The sequence below is a fragment of the Saccharopolyspora sp. NPDC045839 genome, assembly GCF_056431645.1.
Window position 1 is genome coordinate 211,292 of sequence record NZ_JBWKKH010000001.1, and the last position, 15,887, is coordinate 227,178.

The 15,887-nt window shown below is 71.4% G+C and carries 15 protein-coding genes and 2 pseudogenes; 5 read left to right on the forward strand and 12 right to left on the reverse strand.

Features of this window, described 5'->3' with window-relative positions; all coding sequences use genetic code 11:
* Window positions 1-154: 154 nt before the first annotated feature.
* From AC07EQ_RS01015 to AC07EQ_RS01055, 9 genes and pseudogenes are all read right to left on the reverse strand, one after another.
* Window positions 155-1,627, reverse strand: a complete 1,473-nt coding sequence (locus tag AC07EQ_RS01015) for an FAD-dependent oxidoreductase (protein ID WP_478385852.1) — start codon at window positions 1,625-1,627, stop codon at window positions 155-157.
* A gap of 7 nt (window positions 1,628-1,634) precedes the next feature.
* Window positions 1,635-2,555 carry a VOC family protein gene (locus AC07EQ_RS01020; protein WP_478385854.1) on the reverse strand — a complete coding sequence of 307 codons (921 nt, stop codon included), beginning with the start codon at window positions 2,553-2,555 and terminating at the stop codon, window positions 1,635-1,637.
* A 31-nt stretch (window positions 2,556-2,586) separates the two neighbouring features.
* Entirely contained in the window at window positions 2,587-3,771 is a 1,185-nt protein-coding gene (locus tag AC07EQ_RS01025) for an acyl-CoA dehydrogenase family protein (RefSeq protein ID WP_478385856.1), read from the reverse strand.
* Window positions 3,771-4,817: a 4-hydroxy-2-oxovalerate aldolase gene (gene dmpG, locus AC07EQ_RS01030; protein ID WP_478385858.1), complete on the reverse strand. Its 1,047-nt coding sequence runs from the start codon at window positions 4,815-4,817 to the stop codon at window positions 3,771-3,773. Before dmpG ends, AC07EQ_RS01025 begins: the two co-directional genes overlap by 1 nt.
* Before the next feature lie 7 nt (window positions 4,818-4,824).
* Window positions 4,825-5,730 carry an acetaldehyde dehydrogenase (acetylating) gene (locus AC07EQ_RS01035; RefSeq protein WP_478385860.1) on the reverse strand — a complete coding sequence of 302 codons (906 nt, stop codon included), beginning with the start codon at window positions 5,728-5,730 and terminating at the stop codon, window positions 4,825-4,827.
* A gap of 33 nt (window positions 5,731-5,763) precedes the next feature.
* Window positions 5,764-6,549 carry a 2-keto-4-pentenoate hydratase gene (locus tag AC07EQ_RS01040; protein ID WP_478385862.1) on the reverse strand — a complete coding sequence of 262 codons (786 nt, stop codon included), beginning with the start codon at window positions 6,547-6,549 and terminating at the stop codon, window positions 5,764-5,766.
* A gap of 172 nt (window positions 6,550-6,721) precedes the next feature.
* Window positions 6,722-7,765 (reverse strand): 2Fe-2S iron-sulfur cluster-binding protein, encoded by a 1,044-nt coding sequence (locus AC07EQ_RS01045; RefSeq protein ID WP_478385864.1) that lies wholly within the window; start codon window positions 7,763-7,765, stop codon window positions 6,722-6,724.
* A gap of 13 nt (window positions 7,766-7,778) precedes the next feature.
* Window positions 7,779-8,054 (reverse strand): annotated as a pseudogene (locus AC07EQ_RS01050) (FAD-binding protein); the annotation flags it as partial.
* A 101-nt stretch (window positions 8,055-8,155) separates the two neighbouring features.
* Window positions 8,156-9,022, reverse strand: a complete 867-nt coding sequence (locus AC07EQ_RS01055; RefSeq protein ID WP_478385866.1) for an alpha/beta fold hydrolase — start codon at window positions 9,020-9,022, stop codon at window positions 8,156-8,158.
* Between the two features lie 221 nt (window positions 9,023-9,243).
* On the opposite strand from AC07EQ_RS01055, the gene AC07EQ_RS01060 reads away from it, so the two are divergent.
* The gene (locus AC07EQ_RS01060; protein ID WP_478385868.1) at window positions 9,244-9,825 is read left to right on the forward strand and encodes a flavin reductase family protein; all 582 of its coding nucleotides are present in this window, start codon (window positions 9,244-9,246) and stop codon (window positions 9,823-9,825) included.
* 56 nt (window positions 9,826-9,881) lie between these two features.
* On the opposite strand, the gene AC07EQ_RS01065 is transcribed toward AC07EQ_RS01060, so the two are convergent.
* Entirely contained in the window at window positions 9,882-10,769 is an 888-nt protein-coding gene (locus AC07EQ_RS01065) for an IclR family transcriptional regulator (protein ID WP_478385870.1), read from the reverse strand.
* Between the two features lie 231 nt (window positions 10,770-11,000).
* Here AC07EQ_RS01065 and AC07EQ_RS01070 point away from each other — a divergent pair, with 231 nt between their 5' ends.
* The 3 genes from AC07EQ_RS01070 to AC07EQ_RS01080 are packed head-to-tail and all read left to right on the forward strand — an operon-like array spanning window position 11,001 to window position 12,784.
* Complete coding sequence (locus AC07EQ_RS01070) at window positions 11,001-11,855, forward strand: TIGR03619 family F420-dependent LLM class oxidoreductase (RefSeq protein WP_478385872.1); 855 nt, start codon at window positions 11,001-11,003, stop codon at window positions 11,853-11,855.
* Window positions 11,856-11,870: 15 nt separating this feature from the next.
* Window positions 11,871-12,380 carry a nuclear transport factor 2 family protein gene (locus AC07EQ_RS01075; RefSeq protein ID WP_478385874.1) on the forward strand — a complete coding sequence of 170 codons (510 nt, stop codon included), beginning with the start codon at window positions 11,871-11,873 and terminating at the stop codon, window positions 12,378-12,380.
* Window positions 12,377-12,784 carry a nuclear transport factor 2 family protein gene (locus tag AC07EQ_RS01080; RefSeq protein ID WP_478385876.1) on the forward strand — a complete coding sequence of 136 codons (408 nt, stop codon included), beginning with the start codon at window positions 12,377-12,379 and terminating at the stop codon, window positions 12,782-12,784. Before AC07EQ_RS01075 ends, AC07EQ_RS01080 begins: the two co-directional genes overlap by 4 nt.
* Window positions 12,785-12,983: 199 nt before the next feature.
* Here AC07EQ_RS01080 and AC07EQ_RS01085 read toward each other — a convergent pair.
* A pseudogene (locus tag AC07EQ_RS01085) lies at window positions 12,984-13,106 on the reverse strand (SDR family oxidoreductase); the annotation flags it as partial.
* A 230-nt stretch (window positions 13,107-13,336) separates the two neighbouring features.
* On the opposite strand from AC07EQ_RS01085, the gene AC07EQ_RS01090 reads away from it, so the two are divergent.
* The gene (locus tag AC07EQ_RS01090; RefSeq protein WP_478385878.1) at window positions 13,337-14,800 is read left to right on the forward strand and encodes an MFS transporter; all 1,464 of its coding nucleotides are present in this window, start codon (window positions 13,337-13,339) and stop codon (window positions 14,798-14,800) included.
* Window positions 14,801-15,005: 205 nt separating this feature from the next.
* On the opposite strand, the gene AC07EQ_RS01095 is transcribed toward AC07EQ_RS01090, so the two are convergent.
* Window positions 15,006-15,782: an SDR family oxidoreductase gene (locus AC07EQ_RS01095; protein ID WP_478385880.1), complete on the reverse strand. Its 777-nt coding sequence runs from the start codon at window positions 15,780-15,782 to the stop codon at window positions 15,006-15,008.
* Between the last annotated feature and the right edge of the window lie 105 nt (window positions 15,783-15,887).

The window sequence follows — 15,887 nt, forward strand, 5'->3', positions numbered from 1 at the left end:
CGAGACGCCGGTTTCGCGCGAAAACGGCATCGGCGTCAGGTGCCAGGCGCCTTCGGGATCAGCCTTGCGGAGCCATTCGGAATCGATCCCTTGCCGGTGGGAGCGAGCAGCTGAACGCGGCTTTCCAAGTGGCCGCGCCCCGGGTAACGCCTGGCTAGGCTCGGGCCGCGGCGCGGCCCGCGCGGCGGCCGAAGAACGTTCCGTCGCCGAGCGACGTGCCGCTCACGTAGCCTCCGCCGTGGATCCCGGAACTCGCCCGCCCCGCCGCGAAGAGCCCCGCGATCGGGTTGCCGGAGATGTCGAGCACGGCACCGTCCACTGTGGTGTGCAGGCCGCCGAGCGTGAAGCCGGCGATGCCCGTGCCCGGCGGCGCCGCGTCGCCGCCTCCCGGGTTGAACCCGAGCGCCGGGTTCACCGCCGCGAACGGCGGTTTGAGCTCGCGCAGCCACGCCGGGTTCTTGTGGAAGTGGGGGTCGTTGCCCTCGGCGGCGTGCCGGTTGTACGTCGCCACGGTCGTTTCGAGCGCGCCTGCCGGCATGCCGAGCTCTTCTTCCAGCTCGGCGAGGGTTTCGGCGACGTGCTGCGGTCGCACGCCCCAGAGGTCGCGCTCCGGAATGGCGTCGTAGCCCGCCTCGTCGATGATCACCCACCACGGCGCCGGGTGGTGCAGCGCGGCGTGGCTGAACATGCCCGGGTACACGTCCTCGTTGATGAACCGCTGGCCCCGCGCGTTGACGAGCATGCCGCGGCACACCATCGCCGGCAGCGCGGTCAGCGCCGCCTCCACCTGCGCCATCCGCCGGGTGGCCGCGCCGAGGGCGGCGGCCATCCGGATCCCGCTGCCGTCGTCGAGGCCGTCGCTGACCTTGCCGTGCCCGAGCAGCACCGGCGCGTGGTCGGCGAGCATCTCCTCGTCGTCCACGAATCCGCCGGTGGTGAGCACCACGCCGCGGCGGGCGCGGTAGTGGACGGTCTTGCCGTAGTTGGTCGCCGCCACCCCGGCGACACGCCCGGACTCGTCGACGACGAGCGCGGTGGCGAGCGTGTCGGCGTGCGTCCGCGCCCCGGCCTCGTGCGCGGCCGACGCGAGGCGCTCCATGATCAGCCAGCCGCCGAAGTTCTCCGCGGCGGGCCGGTGGCCGCGCGGGACCGGCCGCGCGATGGTGTTGTAGGGCCAGGCGTTCTCCCCCAGCCACATCAGGCCGTCGCGCGTCGGCGGCATCCAGCTCGGGGCGTCGTACATCGACTCCTCGAAGGCCAGTCCGCGGGCGCAGAACCACTCGAAGTGCTCGACGCTCTCGTCGCAGTACAGCCGCAGCTTCTCCGCGTCGGCGTGCGGGCCGAGGGCCGCTTCGAGGTAGGCGAACATCTCGTCCGGTGTGTCGTCGAAACCGCACGCCCGCTGGACGCGCGTTCCGCCGCCGAGGTACAGCTCTCCGCCGGAGAGCGCCGAGGACCCGCCGGGGCCCCCGGCGCGCTCCAGGACGATGACATCGGCGCCGGCGGACGCCGCCTCGTAAGCGGCCGCCGCGCCGGCGCACCCGAAGCCGACGACGAGGACGTCGGCTTCGTGGTCGAACGCTCCTACCTGCGACAGCGGCACCGGGTGCACCGGCCGGGGGCTCATCGGCCGCTCACCCTTCCTGGCTGAACGCCGCGAGCGGTTCGGAACCGGACCAGTCGTGGCCCCAGTAGCTGTCCGCGGTGATCTCCTCGGCCGTGTAGTACGTCTCGTCGACGAGCAGGCCGTCGCAGCCGTACTCGATGTCCCAGCCGCCGGGCGCGCGGACGTAGAAGGAGATCGCCTTGTCGTTGGTGTGCCTGCCCAGGGTCGACGACAGCGAGAAGCCGCGCCGGTTGACCTCGTCGAGGGCCCGGCCCACGGTGTCGATCTCCTCGACCTCGACCATCAGGTGCACCAGGCCCGGCGGCTCGCCGTGCGGGGCCGGGCAGACCGCGAGGCTGTGGTGGCGCTGGTTCACGCCCATGAACCGCACCCGGCGCGGCGGGGCGTCCGCGGTTCCGCCGCCGACGCGGATGGCGCCGCGCGGCAGGAAGCCGAGCACCTCGGTGTAGAACTCGACCGTCTCCTGTGGACAGGTCGTCGGCAGCACCACGTGGCCCATGCCCTGATCGCCGGTGACGAACCGGTGGGCGTGCTTGGTGACGACCGGGCTGTGGTCGAGCACCGGCCCGAAGAACACCTCGACGGGAGTGCCGGTCGGGTCCTCGAAGGTGATCCCGGCCTCGATGCGCCGCTCGTCGCATTCGGCCTGCGACAGCTCCTTGACCGCCGTGCCTGCCGCCTCCACGTCGCGGCCGACGGCCGCGAGCCCGAACTGGTCGCGCACCTCCCAGCCGACGGCGAGCACCTTGTCGGTGTCGCCGGGCAGCACGATCATCCGGGCGGCCCGCTCGTCCATGCGCAGGTAGAGCCCGTCGGCGTGGGGACCGGTGGTCTCCTGGAGCCCGAGGGCGTCGACCGTGAGCTCGCGCCAGCGGTCGATGTCCCGGGTCTGCACCGTGAGGTATCCGAGACCGCGGATCTGGGACATGTGCGTTCTTCCTATCTGTGCGGCGGGGCGGTCAGATCATCGAGCGCATCGGGCCCGGCGGCGGCTCGATGCCGAGTTCGGTCAGCGCGGACACGTGGAAGACGGCGCCCGGGACGTGGATGGCGTGCACCATGCCCATGTGGCCGTCGCGCCAGAAGCGCTGGATCGGGTTGTCCATGCGCAGGCCGTTGCCGCCGGAGCGGGCGACGACCTCGTCCATCGCGCGGACGGCGCGCCACGCCGCGGCGACCTGGGTGCGGCGGCTGACCGCGCGCTCCCCGAAGCCGATCTCCACGCCCGCCGCCACCTTGTCGTAGATCCGGGACACGTTGTCCAGCAGCGCGACGCGGGAGGCGTGGATCTCGGCCGCCGCCTCGCTGATCGCGTAGAGCACGTAGGGATCGTCCTTGATCTTGGTGCCGGTGATCTGCACGCGCTTCTGCTGGTAGGCCATGTGGTGCGCGAGGGCGCCCTCGCAGATGCCGATCACCGCGGAGGTGATGCCCAGCGGGAAGGCCGTGGTGAACGGGACGTGGTAGGTCGGGTTCTCCAGCCCGGCGTCCCTGGGCGCCGACCCGTCGAGCATCGCGCTGAACGGGATCACCCGGTACGACGGGACGAACGCGTCCTTGACGATGACGTCCTTGCTGCCGGTGCCGCGCAGGCCCACGACGTCCCAGGAGTCCTCGACGATCTCGTAGTCGGACCGCGGCAGGATCACGTGGTAGGACACCGGCGGCTGGGCCACGTTGCCCTCGTCGTCGCCCATGAAGGCGCCGAGGAAGATCCAGTCGCAGTGGTCGGTCCCGGACGAGAACTGCCAGTGCCCGTTGAAGATGTAACCGCCGTCGACCGGCTTGAGCACGCCGAGCGGGGCGTACGGCGAGGCGATCCACGTGTCGGTGTCCTCGCCCCAGATCTCCTCCTGCACCCGGGGGTCGGCCATCGCCATCTCCCACGGATGGACCCCGACGATGCCGGCGACCCAGCCGGTGGAGCCGTCGTGGCTCGCGACCTTCAGCACCGCCTCGGCGAACTCCGCCGGATGCGCCTCGGCTCCGCCGTACCGGGCGGGCTGCAGCATCTTGATCACACCGGTCTCGCGGAGCACCTTGGCCGCCCGGTCGTCGAGCCTGCCGAGCCGCTCGTTCGAGGCGGCGGCCGCGGCGATCTCCTCGGCGCGCTCTTCGACCGCCGTCAGAACCGGGTTGGACATCAGCTGGCCCTCGCTTCGGTGTCGGAGCCGCGAGCGGCGAGGCCCACGGCGAGTTCGATCAGCTGGTCCTCCTGGCCGCCGATCAGCTTGCGCTTGCCCGCCTCGACGAGAATTTCGGCGCCGGAAACGCCGTACTTCGCCGCGGCGCGGTCGGCGTGCTTGAGGAAGCTGGAGTAGACCCCGGCGTAGCCCATGGTCAGCGAGAGCCGGTCGAGCAGGCACTCGCCGTCCATCACCGGCCGGACCACGTCCTCGGCGGCGTCGATGATCTTCAGGGTGTCGACGCCCGTGCGGATGCCGAGCTTCTCGGCGACCGCGACGAACGCCTCGACCGGGGTGTTCCCGGCGCCGGCGCCGAAGCGCCGGGTGGAGCCGTCCACCTGGGTCGCCCCGGCACGCACGGCGAGCACGGAGTTGGCCACGCCGAGACCCAGGTTCTCGTGGCCGTGGAAGCCGACCTGGGCGTCGTCGCCGAGCTCCGCGACCAGCGCCGCGATCCGCTCGCTGGTGTCCTCCAGCACGAGGGCGCCCGCGGAGTCCACGACGTAGACGCACTGGCAGCCCGCGTCGGCCATGATCCGGGCCTGCTGCGCCAGCACCTCCGGCGGCTGGCTGTGCGACATCATCAGGAAGCCCACCGTCTCCAGGCCCAGCTCGCGGGCGAGCCCGAAGTGCTGGACGGAGACGTCGGCCTCCGTGCAGTGCGTGGCGATCCGGCAGATGGCCGCCCCGTTGTCGGCCGCCGCGCGGATGTCGTCCTTCACCCCGACGCCGGGGAGCATCAGGAAGGCGATCTTGGCGCGCTTCGCCGTGGCCACCGCGGTCTTGATCAGCTCCTGCTCGGGGGTGTGGCTGAAGCCGTAGTTGAACGACGAGCCGCCGAGGCCGTCGCCGTGGGTCACCTCGATGACCGGGACCCCGGCGCCGTCGAGGGCGGCCACGATGTCCCGCACGTGCTCGGTGGTGAACTGGTGCTGCTTGGCGTGCGAACCGTCGCGCAGCGAGGAATCGGTGATCCTGATGTCGAGATCGGTGCTGTAGGCCATGGGTTTCTCACTGCCCCTTCTGCGCGCGGATCCGCCGGGCGAAGCCCGCGCCGACGCCGGCCGCGGCGGCGGTCATGATGTCGAGGTTCCCGGAGTACGGCGGGAGGAAGTCGCCGGCGCCCTCCACTTCGAGGAACACCGCGACGCGGGCCATGCCACCGTTCACAGTGGACGGATCGTCGAACTGCGGCTCGGCGCGCAGGCGGTAGCCCGGCACGTAGCTCGCGACGGCCGCGACGACCTCGTGGACGGACCGGGCGATCGCGTCCCGGTCGCAGTCCGCCGGGATCGCGCAGAACACGGTGTCGCGCATCAGCATCGGCGGCTCGGCCGGGTTCAGGATGATGATCGCCTTGCCCCGCCGCGCACCGCCGATCTTCTCGATGCCGCGGGAGGTCGTGATGGTGAACTCGTCGATGTTCGCCCGCGTGCCGGGCCCGGCCGACGGCGAGGCGACGCTGGCCACGATCTCGGCGTAGGCGACCTCCACCACGCGCGAGACGGCGTGCACGATCGGGATGGTGGCCTGGCCGCCGCAGGTGATCAGGTTGACGTTGGGCGCGTCGAGGTGCTCGCCGAGGTTGACCGCGGGCACGACCGCGGGCCCCAGCGCGGCCGGGGTCAGGTCGATCGCCTGGATGCCCCGCTCGGCGTACTTCGGCGCGTTCTCCCGGTGCACGTAGGCCGAGGTCGCCTCGAACACGATGTCCGGCTGCTCGTCCTGCGCCAGCAGCCAGTCGACGCCTTCGGCGGAGCTGATCAGCCCCTCGCCGTGCGCGCGCTTGAGGCCGGGGCTGTCGGGGTCCACGCCGATCATCCAGCGCGGCTCGATGGCTTCGGAGCGCAGCAGCTTGTACATCAGGTCGGTGCCGATGTTGCCGGAGCCCACGATGGCAGCGGTCGCCTTGGTCACTGTTCCACTCGTCCTTTCGATTCCCGGTGCGCCTCACGCGAACCGGGCCGTGACCGACCCGAGGCCGGTGAAGTCGGCGCGGTACTCCTCGCCCGGCGCGACGTCGACGGCCCTGGTGCACGAGCCCGGCAGGATCACGTGCCCCGCTTCGAGCCGGACGCCGAAGGTGGCGACCTTGCGGGCCAGCCAGGCCACCGCGGTGGTGGGGTTCCCGAGCACCGCGCTGGTGTTCCCGCGGGCGATCTCGGTGCCGCCGGAGAACAGCACCGCCTCGATGTCGGCGAGGTCCAGCTCGCCGGGCTTGGCCCGGGCGGAGCCGAGGATGACGCCCGCGGAGGAGGCGTTGTCGGCGATGGTGTCGGCGAGGCCGATCCGCCAGTCCCGGATCCGGCTGTCGATCAGCTCCAGGCTCGGGACGACGTACTCGGTGGCGGCGAGCACGTCCTCCTCCGTGCACCCCTCGCCTGGCAGCGAATCGCCCAGGACGTAGCCGATCTCGACCTCGATGCGCGGGTAGCAGTAGCGCGCGGTTTCCACCGCGCGGTCCTCCGCCAGGAACATCGAGTCGAGGAGGTGGCCGTAGTCGGGCTCGTCGACGCCCATCATCCGCTGCATCACGGGGGACGACAGCCCGACCTTGTGACCGCGCACCACCGCACCGGCGGCGAGCTGCCGGCGGATGTTCAGCAGCTGGATCTCGTAGGCGTCGACCACGTCGATGCCGGAGTACCGCGCGGTGAGCGGATCGATCGGCGCGCGATCGGACTGCGCGGCCCGGAGGGCGTCGGCGGCAGCCTGTCGAGTTGTCGCATCGAGCATGCCTGAACGGTGCCAGCCGATCTCCCGCAGCTGGGAATCCTCTCCCGCTCACCGGGACCACCCGCCGCGAGGTGGTCCCAACCTCCTTCCGGACAAGCGAAAACCCGCGGTGCGGGCGTTCTGCGCGCTCGCACCGCGGGTTCTCCCGCCCGCTCACCGGGACCCCGTCCGGTCAGTAGTCGTAGGTCAACTTCAGCCGGTCGGTGAGCGGCACGGCCTGGCAGCCGAGGATGATGCCCTCGGCGCGGTCGGTGTCGTCCAGCACTTCGTTGCGCTCGAGGTCGACCTCGCCTTCGAGCAGCACGCAGGCGCAAGCGCTGCAGGCGCCTTCCCGGCAGGAGTACGGCGCGTCCAGGCCCGCGGCCAGGAGCACGTCGAGCAGCTTGCTGCTCCGGGGCCACGACACGGTGCGCGTCTCGCCGTCGAGGGTCACCTCGACCTCGCTCACCGGTCCGTCCTGGCTGATCTCCGGCGGAATCTCGTTGGCGGCGAACGGGTCGCCGGTCAGCGAGGTGAAGCGTTCGACGTGCACCCGCTTCGGCGGCGCGCCGAGCGCGGTCAGCGATTCGAGCACCATGTCCATGAAGACCTTGGGCCCGCAGACGAAGGTCTCGCGGTCGGCGTAGGGCCGCAGCAGCTCCCGCAGTCCCGCGGCGGTCGGCAGCCCCTGCACGGATTCCAGCCAGTGCAGCACGGTGAGCCGGTCGCCGTGCTCGTCGAGCCCGAGCGTCTGCAGTTCGTCGCGGAAGATCACCGAGTTCTCGTCCCGGTTGGCGTAGAGCAAGGTGATCCGGCCCCCGCCCGCGCGGAGGGCGGACTTGAGGATCGAGAGCACCGGGGTGATCCCGCTGCCGGCGGCGACGAGCAGCAGATCGGTGTCCAGCGACGTGGGGGTGAACGTGCCCGACGGGCTCAGCACGTCGAGCACGTCGCCCGCGACGACGTTGTCGCAGATCCAGTTCGAGCCGTAGCCGTCCTTGGTGCGCTTGACCGTGACCTTCAGCTTCTCGTCGCAGACCGGGGAACTGCACAGCGAATAGCAGCGGGCGGCACCGCCCGGCCGGTCCGAGGGGATCCGGATGGTCAGGAACTGGCCGGGCAGGTAGCCGAACGGCTCGCCCGGCTGCTCGGAGTGCTCCAGGACCAGGGTGTGCGCGTCGGCGGTCTCCCGGATCACCTCGACGACGCGAAGCTTCCACACCGTTGGCGGCGTCATGTTTCCTCCCGCCTCATCGGAGAACTCCCGCGGCGTGCTTCGCCGCGATGAAGCCGAAGACGATGGACGGGCCGATGGTGGCGCCGGGGCCGGCGTACTCGTTGGCCATGATCGACGCGGTGGTGTTGCCGGTGGCGTAGAGGCCCACGATCGCCGAGCCGTCCGCGCGCAGGACCCGGCCGAGCTCGTCGGTGACCAGGCCGCCCTTCGTACCGAGATCGCCCGCCTTGTCGATCACGTCCAGGTTGGGGTTGTTCAGCGTGGGATCGCCGTAGTAGCGGTCGTAGGCCATCGTCGACAGGCCCGCGTCGGTGGCCGTGAGCGCGGCGGTCATCCCGCCGCCGGCGGATCCGACGACGACGAAGTCGAACTCGTGCTCCCAGGACGCGGTCACGGCGCGTCCTTCCGCGTCAGGAACGCCAGCACCGCGCTCTCCCAGGCTTCCTTCTGCTCGATCATCGTCCAGTGCCCGCAGTTGGGGAAGATGTGCAGTTCGGCGTCGGGAATCGTGCGCATGGGGACCAGCGCCATGTCGACCGGGCTGACCCGGTCGTCGCGTCCCCACGTGATCAGCGTCCTGGCCCGGATCTTGTGCAGCATGGCCCAGTACGGCGGCTCGTCGGAGTTCGCTGCGGCGGCCGCTGCGGCCGCGAAGGCCTTGCTGCTGTACATCTTCCGCGCGCTGGCGAGGGTGCTCGGCTCGGTGGCGTGCGCCCAGCGCTCCTCGATCAGCTCCTCGGTCACCAGCGACCGATCGTAGACCATGGAGTTCAGCCACGCCACGAGCCGTTCGCGGCTGGGCTCGTCGGTGAACTCCATCAGCAGGTTGATGCCCTCGCCCGGCGAGGGGCTGAAGAGGGCGCGCCCGACCCCGCCGATGGTGACGAGCCGGCGCACTCGGTCCGGGTGGTCGATCGCGAAGCGGGTCGCGACGATGCCGCCCATGGAGTTGCCGATCACGTCCACCTGCTGGAGGCCGAGGCCGTCCAGGAAGCGCCGGACGGCGTCGGGGGCGGCGAGCATGGGATGCTCGTCGGTCGGGTCGCTGACGCCGAACCCGGGGAATTCCAGGACCAGGCAGCGGAAGTGCTCGGCGAAGACCGGGAGGTTGCCGCGGAAGTTCCGCCACCCGGTGACGCCGGGGCCGGACCCGTGCAGCATCAGCAGCGGCGGCCCGTCGCCGGCTTCGTGGTAGCGCAGGACACCGCGGTCCGTCTGCAGCTCGCGCAGCGTGGACTCGTAGCTCAGTTCCGTCATCTCACGCCCAAGCTCTCGAGGACTGTCAGGGGTTTCGCCGCTGCACGTTAAGGGCGGGTGCCCCGGCCGGGCCTCACGGACTCCCGATCAGCGGGATCGCGGGCTCCCGGCCAACGGGATCGCGACCGCGCGCGGAATCCGATTCCGGGGCCCGGCGGTGCCTCCCGCTCAACGGGACGACGCGGCGAGAACGCCGCAACCGCGCGCCTAACGTCGGTCCCGTGAACACCCAGCGTGCAGCGGAAGATCCTCAGGTGACGGTGGGCGACGCCCCCGCGGCGGTGGCGCCCACGCCGCTGGAGATGCGGCGGGCGATGGGTACCTTCGCCAGCGGCGTCACGGTGGTGACCGGGTACGACGGCGAGCCGGTGGGCTTCGCCTGCCAGTCCTTCGCCTCGGTGTCCCTGGAACCGCCGCTCGTGCTGTTCTGCGCCGACCACCGGGGCCGGTCCTGGCCGCGGATCCGCGACGCAGGGCGCTTCTGCGTGAACGTGCTCGCCGAGCGGCAGAGCGACCTGTGCGACCGGTTCGGTTCCAGCCGGGGAACCAAGTTCGAGGGACTGCCCTGGCAGCTGTCCCGGTGGGGCAGCCCGGCGCTGCCCGGCGTGCTCCTGCGGGTGCACGCGGAGGTGCGCGACGTGCACGCCGCCGGCGACCACGACGTGGTGATCGGCCGGGTGCTGGAGCTGGAGACGCCCGTCGACGCGCCGCCGATGGTCTTCTTCCGGGGCAGGTTCGGGATCGCTCCGGAGCCGGAGCTCGTCATGCCGGACGCCTGGGGCTGGGGCGACACCTGGGCCTGAGCCGCCGCACCCACCGGAGTTTCCGCCGGGCGCGCGGGATTTCCGGTGCGCGGCGGTCAGAGCCAGTCGCCGGACCCGGCCGCCATCATCCGGTCGAGCGTCGCGGTCGACCACGTCTTCTCGGGCGCGACCACGCTCATCTTGCGGCAGGTACGCGGTTTCGCCGCGGCCGGGTAGAGCACGTCCGACACCGTCCTGGCGGCGTCCACGACCAGCGGCGCCACCTTCTCCAACGGCACCTGGACGTACCCCACGAGGGAGATGCTGCCCACCGGTCCCTCCGGGCCGCGGACGGCGGCCGCCGCGCAGGCGAGCGAGGGAATGCACTCGCCCCGTTCGAAGGCGAGGCCGCGGCGGCGCCGGATGCGGTTGAGCTCCTGGTGCAGGGTGCCGATGTCGCCGATGGTCCGGTCGGTCAGCCGCCCGATGCGGTCGCCGAGCAGCTCGTCCACGGTCTCGGGCGCGAGCCCGGCCAGGATCGCCTTGCCCAGGGCGGTCGAGTGCGCCGGGGCCCGGCCGCCGACGCACGAGGGCACCGACGCGGCGAACCGGCCGCCCACCTTGTCGAGGTAGTGGATCTCGCCGCCCTCCAGCACCGCGAGGTGAACGACCATTCCAGTTTTCATCTGGAGGTCGTGCAGCAGCGGTGCGGCGGCGCCGCGGAGCTCGTCGTGGGCGTTGGCCTGGCCGCCGAGGCTCAGCGCGCGGCGCCCGAGCGAGTAGCCGGCGGCGCTGTGCCGGAGCCAGTCGAGCCGGACCAGCTGATCGAGGATCCGATGCGCGGTCGACCTGGGCAGATGCGTGCGCCGAGCCACGTCTTCCAGGGTGAGCCGAGCGGAGCAGCGCTCGAACGAGTCGAGGATCAGCGTCATCCGTTCCACCATCGACGGCGGCAGCTCGCGGCGCGGGGAGTCAGCGTTCTCGCGAGCGAAAGGGACAGTCATGGTTCTCCCCTCGGCCCGGCGTACCGGAAGTAAAACTGAAATGAATTCCACCTTGCTGGGAACGGTAGCAGCGGCGCGCGAGCTGCGGAAGTGTCCCGCCGGGGTTTCGCCCGTGCTTCGGGCGGCCGCCGGCTCCCGGTGACCGGGACGAGCCGGGAGTTCGCGAGGCGGCTGGGCTAAACCTTGTCGACGGCCCGGTGAAACCGGCGCCGCGCGAGGAAAGGTCTGCAGATGAGAGTCGGCATCGCAAGCCCGGTGGTGACGCAGGTGCCCGGCGTGCATTCGGAGTGGGAGCGCACGGCGGGCATCGAGGAACTCGGCAGGATCGCCGAGGCCGCCGACCGGCTGGGTTTCCACCACCTGACGTGCAGCGAGCACGTGGGCATCCCCCGGGAGGTCGCCGAGCAGCGCGGCGCGACCTACTGGGACCCGCTGGCCACGCTCGGATACCTGGCCGCGCGCACCACGCGGATCCGCCTCGCCACGCAGGTCCTGGTGCTCGGCTACCACCACCCGCTGGAGATCGCCAAGCGCTACGGCACCCTCGACCGCGTGTCGGGCGGCCGCCTGGTGCTCGGGCTCGGCGTGGGCAGCCTGGAAGAGGAGTTCGCGCTGATCGGCGCGCAGTTCGAGGGGCGGGGCTCCCGAGCCGACGACGCCCTCGCCGCCTTGCGGGCCAGCCTGTCGCAGCGGGAACCGGAGTACCACGGCGAGCACTTCGACTACGCGGGCTTCGTCCTGGAGCCGCACGCCGTGCAGGTCCGCGTGCCGATGTGGATCGGCGGCCGGACGTTGCGCTCCCTCCGCCGCGCGGCGAAGCACGGCGACGGCTGGGTGCCCTTCGGCCTCGACACGGCTCAGCTGCGGGAGATGCTGGCGAAGGTCGACCTGCCGGCGGACTTCGAGGTCGTGCTCTCCTCCGGCGCGCTGGACCCGATGGAACGACCGGCGGCGGCCGAGGCGGCGCTGGCACAGGTGCGCGAAGCGGGCGCCACGCTCGTCGGCGCCCAGCTGCGGGCGCGATCCGCCGACCACTACTGCGAGCAGCTCGACGCCCTGGCCGGCATCGCGGCCGGCATCGATTGACGGGACGAGGTACCGATGGCTGAGGAATCCACCGATCTCGCCGAGCGGTTCGCCGCGCTGGAGGAGCGCCTGCGGCAGGTCGAAGACCAGCAGGAGATCGCCCGGCTCATCGCGAGCTACGGCCCGCTGGTCGACAGCGGGAGCGCCGAGGCGGTGGCCGACCGCTGGGAACCCGACGGCACGTACGAGGTCGACGGTTGGTCGATGAACGGCCGCGCCGAGATCGTCGCGATGGTCACCGGCGCGACGCACCAGGGCTGGATCGAGGGCGGCTGCGCCCACTTCCTCGGCCCCGCGCACATCACCGTCGAGGGCGACGAGGCCGTCGCCGTGGGCCACTCGCTGATGGTGGTGCACAACGGCGGGGAGTTCGTCGTGCGCCGCGCCACCGCCAACCGCTGGCAGCTGCGGCGCGGCCCGGTGGGCTGGCGCGTCACCCGCCGCACGGGCCGGGTCCTCGACGGCCGCGAGGAATCTCCGCGACTGCTCGCCGCGCTCGATCCCGGCGCGGTGGAGGCGGAATGACCGCCCGGGAGGAGATCGTGGAGCGGCTCGCCGAGCTGGCGACCGCGATCGACGCGCGGGACTGGGCGGCGGTCGCGGCCGCCTTCCTCCCGGACGCCCACGGGTACAGCCGGGACGGCGTCGAGGCGATCGTGCGGCAGATGCGCGATCACCTCGACGGGTGCGGGCCGACGCAGCACCTGCTCGGCAACCACCGGGTGGCGGTGGGCGGCGACACCGCGCGTTCGCTCACCTACGCGCGCGTGCACCACGTCGGGGCCGGGCCGATGGCCGGGCGGTTCTTCGAGTGCATGGGCGAGTACGACGACCGCTGGGTGCGCACGCCCGGCGGATGGCGACTGTCGTCGCGCACGTTCGACATGCGCATCACCCTGGGCGACTTCGCCGTGCTCCGCCCGGCCTGACCACCACAATGATGTCCTAATAGGACGAGGCTTCGAACGGCGTTCCAGAAGCCCTCATCCCGAAGGCAATTCATGTTCCGGGAACGCCGTTTTCGCGAGAAAACGGCGCCCGGCCCTCAGGCGAAACGACGGTTTCGCGCGAAAACGGCGCCCGGCGGGCACACCGCACGATGCCCGCACCCCGTCCTGAACCGCCTCCTCAGAACCCGGCTCCGGCGGTCATTCCCCCGTCGGCGACGAACTCCTCTCCCGTGCAATAGCTCGACTCGTCGGAAGCGAGGAACAGCACCGCGTTGCTGATCTCCTGCGGCCTGGCGTAGCGATCCCGCTGAGTGAGCAGCTCCTCCGCCGCCGCCGACCGGTTCCGCATCCGTCTCGGTGACCGAGACCTCTTCGGTTGCCCCCTGGTCGAGTCGCTAGCGTCCGCTGGCACGCCCGCTCCGGGCATCCGCCACTACCTGCCCCGGGCGCCGCGCGGCTGGCCAGAACTCCGCTCCGCCGGCCCGAATTCGATGCTCACCGCAGCCAATCCGACTCAGCGAGGAGTCCAGAATGGATCAGGCATCGCTGCCGCAAAGATCTGCGTCCACCGGACCGGACGCCGACGGTGAATCCGTTCGCCAGGAGCGGTCCACCGCGCAGAACTACGCGATCATCGCGCTTCTCGTCCTGCTGGTGGAGATCACCGGGCTCACCTACACGATGGTGACGCCGGTGCTGTCGAACATCGCCGCCGCGTACCGATCGCCGGACATCTCCTGGATCATCACCGCCGTCACCCTGGTGGGCGCGATCGCGTTCGCGGTGTGCGGCAAGCTGGGCGACATCTACGGCAAGAAGAAGGTCGCGCTGGCCTGCACCGCCGTGTTCGCCGTCGGCACCGCGCTGTGCGCGACGGCTCCGGTGCTACCGCTTTTGATCGCCGGCCGCGCGCTGCAGGGCTTCGGCCTGGCCGTCCTGTCGCTGGCGTACGGGCTGGTTCGGGACGTGCTGCCGAAGCGGCTGATCCCGATCGCGCTGGGCTTCATCGGCACCGGGATGGGGGCCAGCACGATCATCGGCCCGTTCATCAGCGGAATCCTGCTCGGCACGTTCTCCTTCCGCGGCATCTTCTGGTTCCAGCTCGGCTACGCGGTCGTGGTGGGCCTGCTGGTGTGGCGATTGATCCCGGAAAGCGGGCTGCGCGCCAAGGTCGGCGTGGACTGGGCCGGGGCGGCGCTGCTGGGACTCGGCGCGCTGGCCTTCCTCGCCGGTGTCGGGATGGCCAAGAAGGCGGGCTGGGTCTCGGTGCCGACGCTGGGCGGGATCATCGCGGGCGTGCTGCTCATCGCGGGATGGGTCGCCTACGAACGGCGTGCGTCCGCCCCGCTCGTCCACATCGGACTCCTCACGCGCCGCCGGGTCGGCCTGCCCATGATCGCCAACGCCTGCGTGCAGTTCGCGCTGGTCGGCAACTCGATGCTGGTGCCGATGTTCGTGATGTCGTCGCCGGAAGGCGGCTTCGGGTTCGGCTCGCCGGCGCTCGAGGTGGCCGGATTCGTCGCCACATCAGGAGTATCCGCGATGATCGCGGGCCCGATCAGCGGGCTGGTCTCGCGGCGTTTCGGGCCCCGCGCCGGCATGGCCTTCGGCGCCTCGGCGCTCACCATCGGCGCGACCCTGATCGCGTTCGTCCACGACACCACAGGGACCGTCCTGCTGTCGCAGCTGATCTTCGGGCTCGGCATCGGGGCCGCCTCGGCCTCGCTCCCGAACGTCATCATGCACGCGGTGCCCGCCGGCGTGCAGGGCGTCAGCGGCGGAATGCTGAACCTGGTGGGCAGTTTCGGCAGTTCGATCGGATCGCAGGTGCTGGTGGTGCTGCTTCTGCTGCCGGGCGGGACCTACCTCGGCACCGAGGTGCACTACGCCGAATCGGGCTTCGTCCTGGCCTTCCTCGCAACTGCGGTGTGCGGCGCCATCGCCCTGATCAGCGCCCTCTCCACCGGCCCCCTCCGCAGCCAACACTCGCGGTAGGGACTGTCCGGCGGAACCGTTTCCGGCGCGGCGGCACGACCCCTCCCGACTGGTGTGGAGTGAACGGCCTGTTCGCCTCAATAGACGACGCGAACAGGCCGTTCACTCCACCCACCCAACACCAGCACACACCACCAGAACCGAGCGAACGGACCGCTCACCCCAATAGACGCCAGTCGGTGGGCGGCCTTGGTTCGCCACTGCGCTAGAAGACTTCCGGGCCCCGCAGGGTGGCTTCGGCGCCACCGTCCACATAGATCACCTGCCCGGTCATGTGCGTGTTCCGCTCGCTGATCAGCCAGCCCAGCGCCGCGGCGATCACGCCCGGTTCCGCGTATCCGTTCAGCGGCATCGGCACCGCCTCGTCCATGACCTTCTTCATCGCCTCGTCCTCGAGGAGCGGCGCCACCATCGGGCTGAGCACCACTCCCGGCGCCACGGCGTTGAGCGGGATGCCCGCACCCGCCCAGTCCGCGGTCACCGCCGCGCGGCGCAGCCACTGCGCGAGGGCCGATTTCGACGACGGGTACAACCGGTAACCGGCCCCGCCCTCGACCGCTGCCCGCGCGCGTTCCAGCGCCGCCTGCTCGTCGTCCCGCAGGCACGCGTCGATCACGGCCTGGTCGACCGGCTGCGTGCCGGCGATGGAACCGACCACCGCTGCTCGCGGCTGCTCAGCGGCGGCGAGCAACGGCCGAAGCCCCTCCAGCAGCCGGACGACGCCGAAGTAGTTGACGCCCACGGCGATCGGATCGGGCAGCGAGACGCCGGCGCACGCGACCACGCCGTCCAGGCGTCCCCCGCCGAGTTCGGCCACCGCCGCCACCGCCCGGGCCCGCCCCTCTTCGGTGGACAGGTCGGCCCGGACGTCCGCGGTGTCCCGATCGACACCGATCACGGTGTCCCCCTGTGCCCTCAGCATCTCCACCAGGGCCTTGCCGATGCCCGATGCCGAGCCGGTCACGGCGATGCGGCGTGTCATGTCCTCGTGCTCCTCACACCAGTTCGTTCGGCCTCGCCCGGGAAGTCCGGCGCAGCGGCCATCACCGCATGCCTATCGGAGTTCACCGCGCCCCGGGCTCCGGAT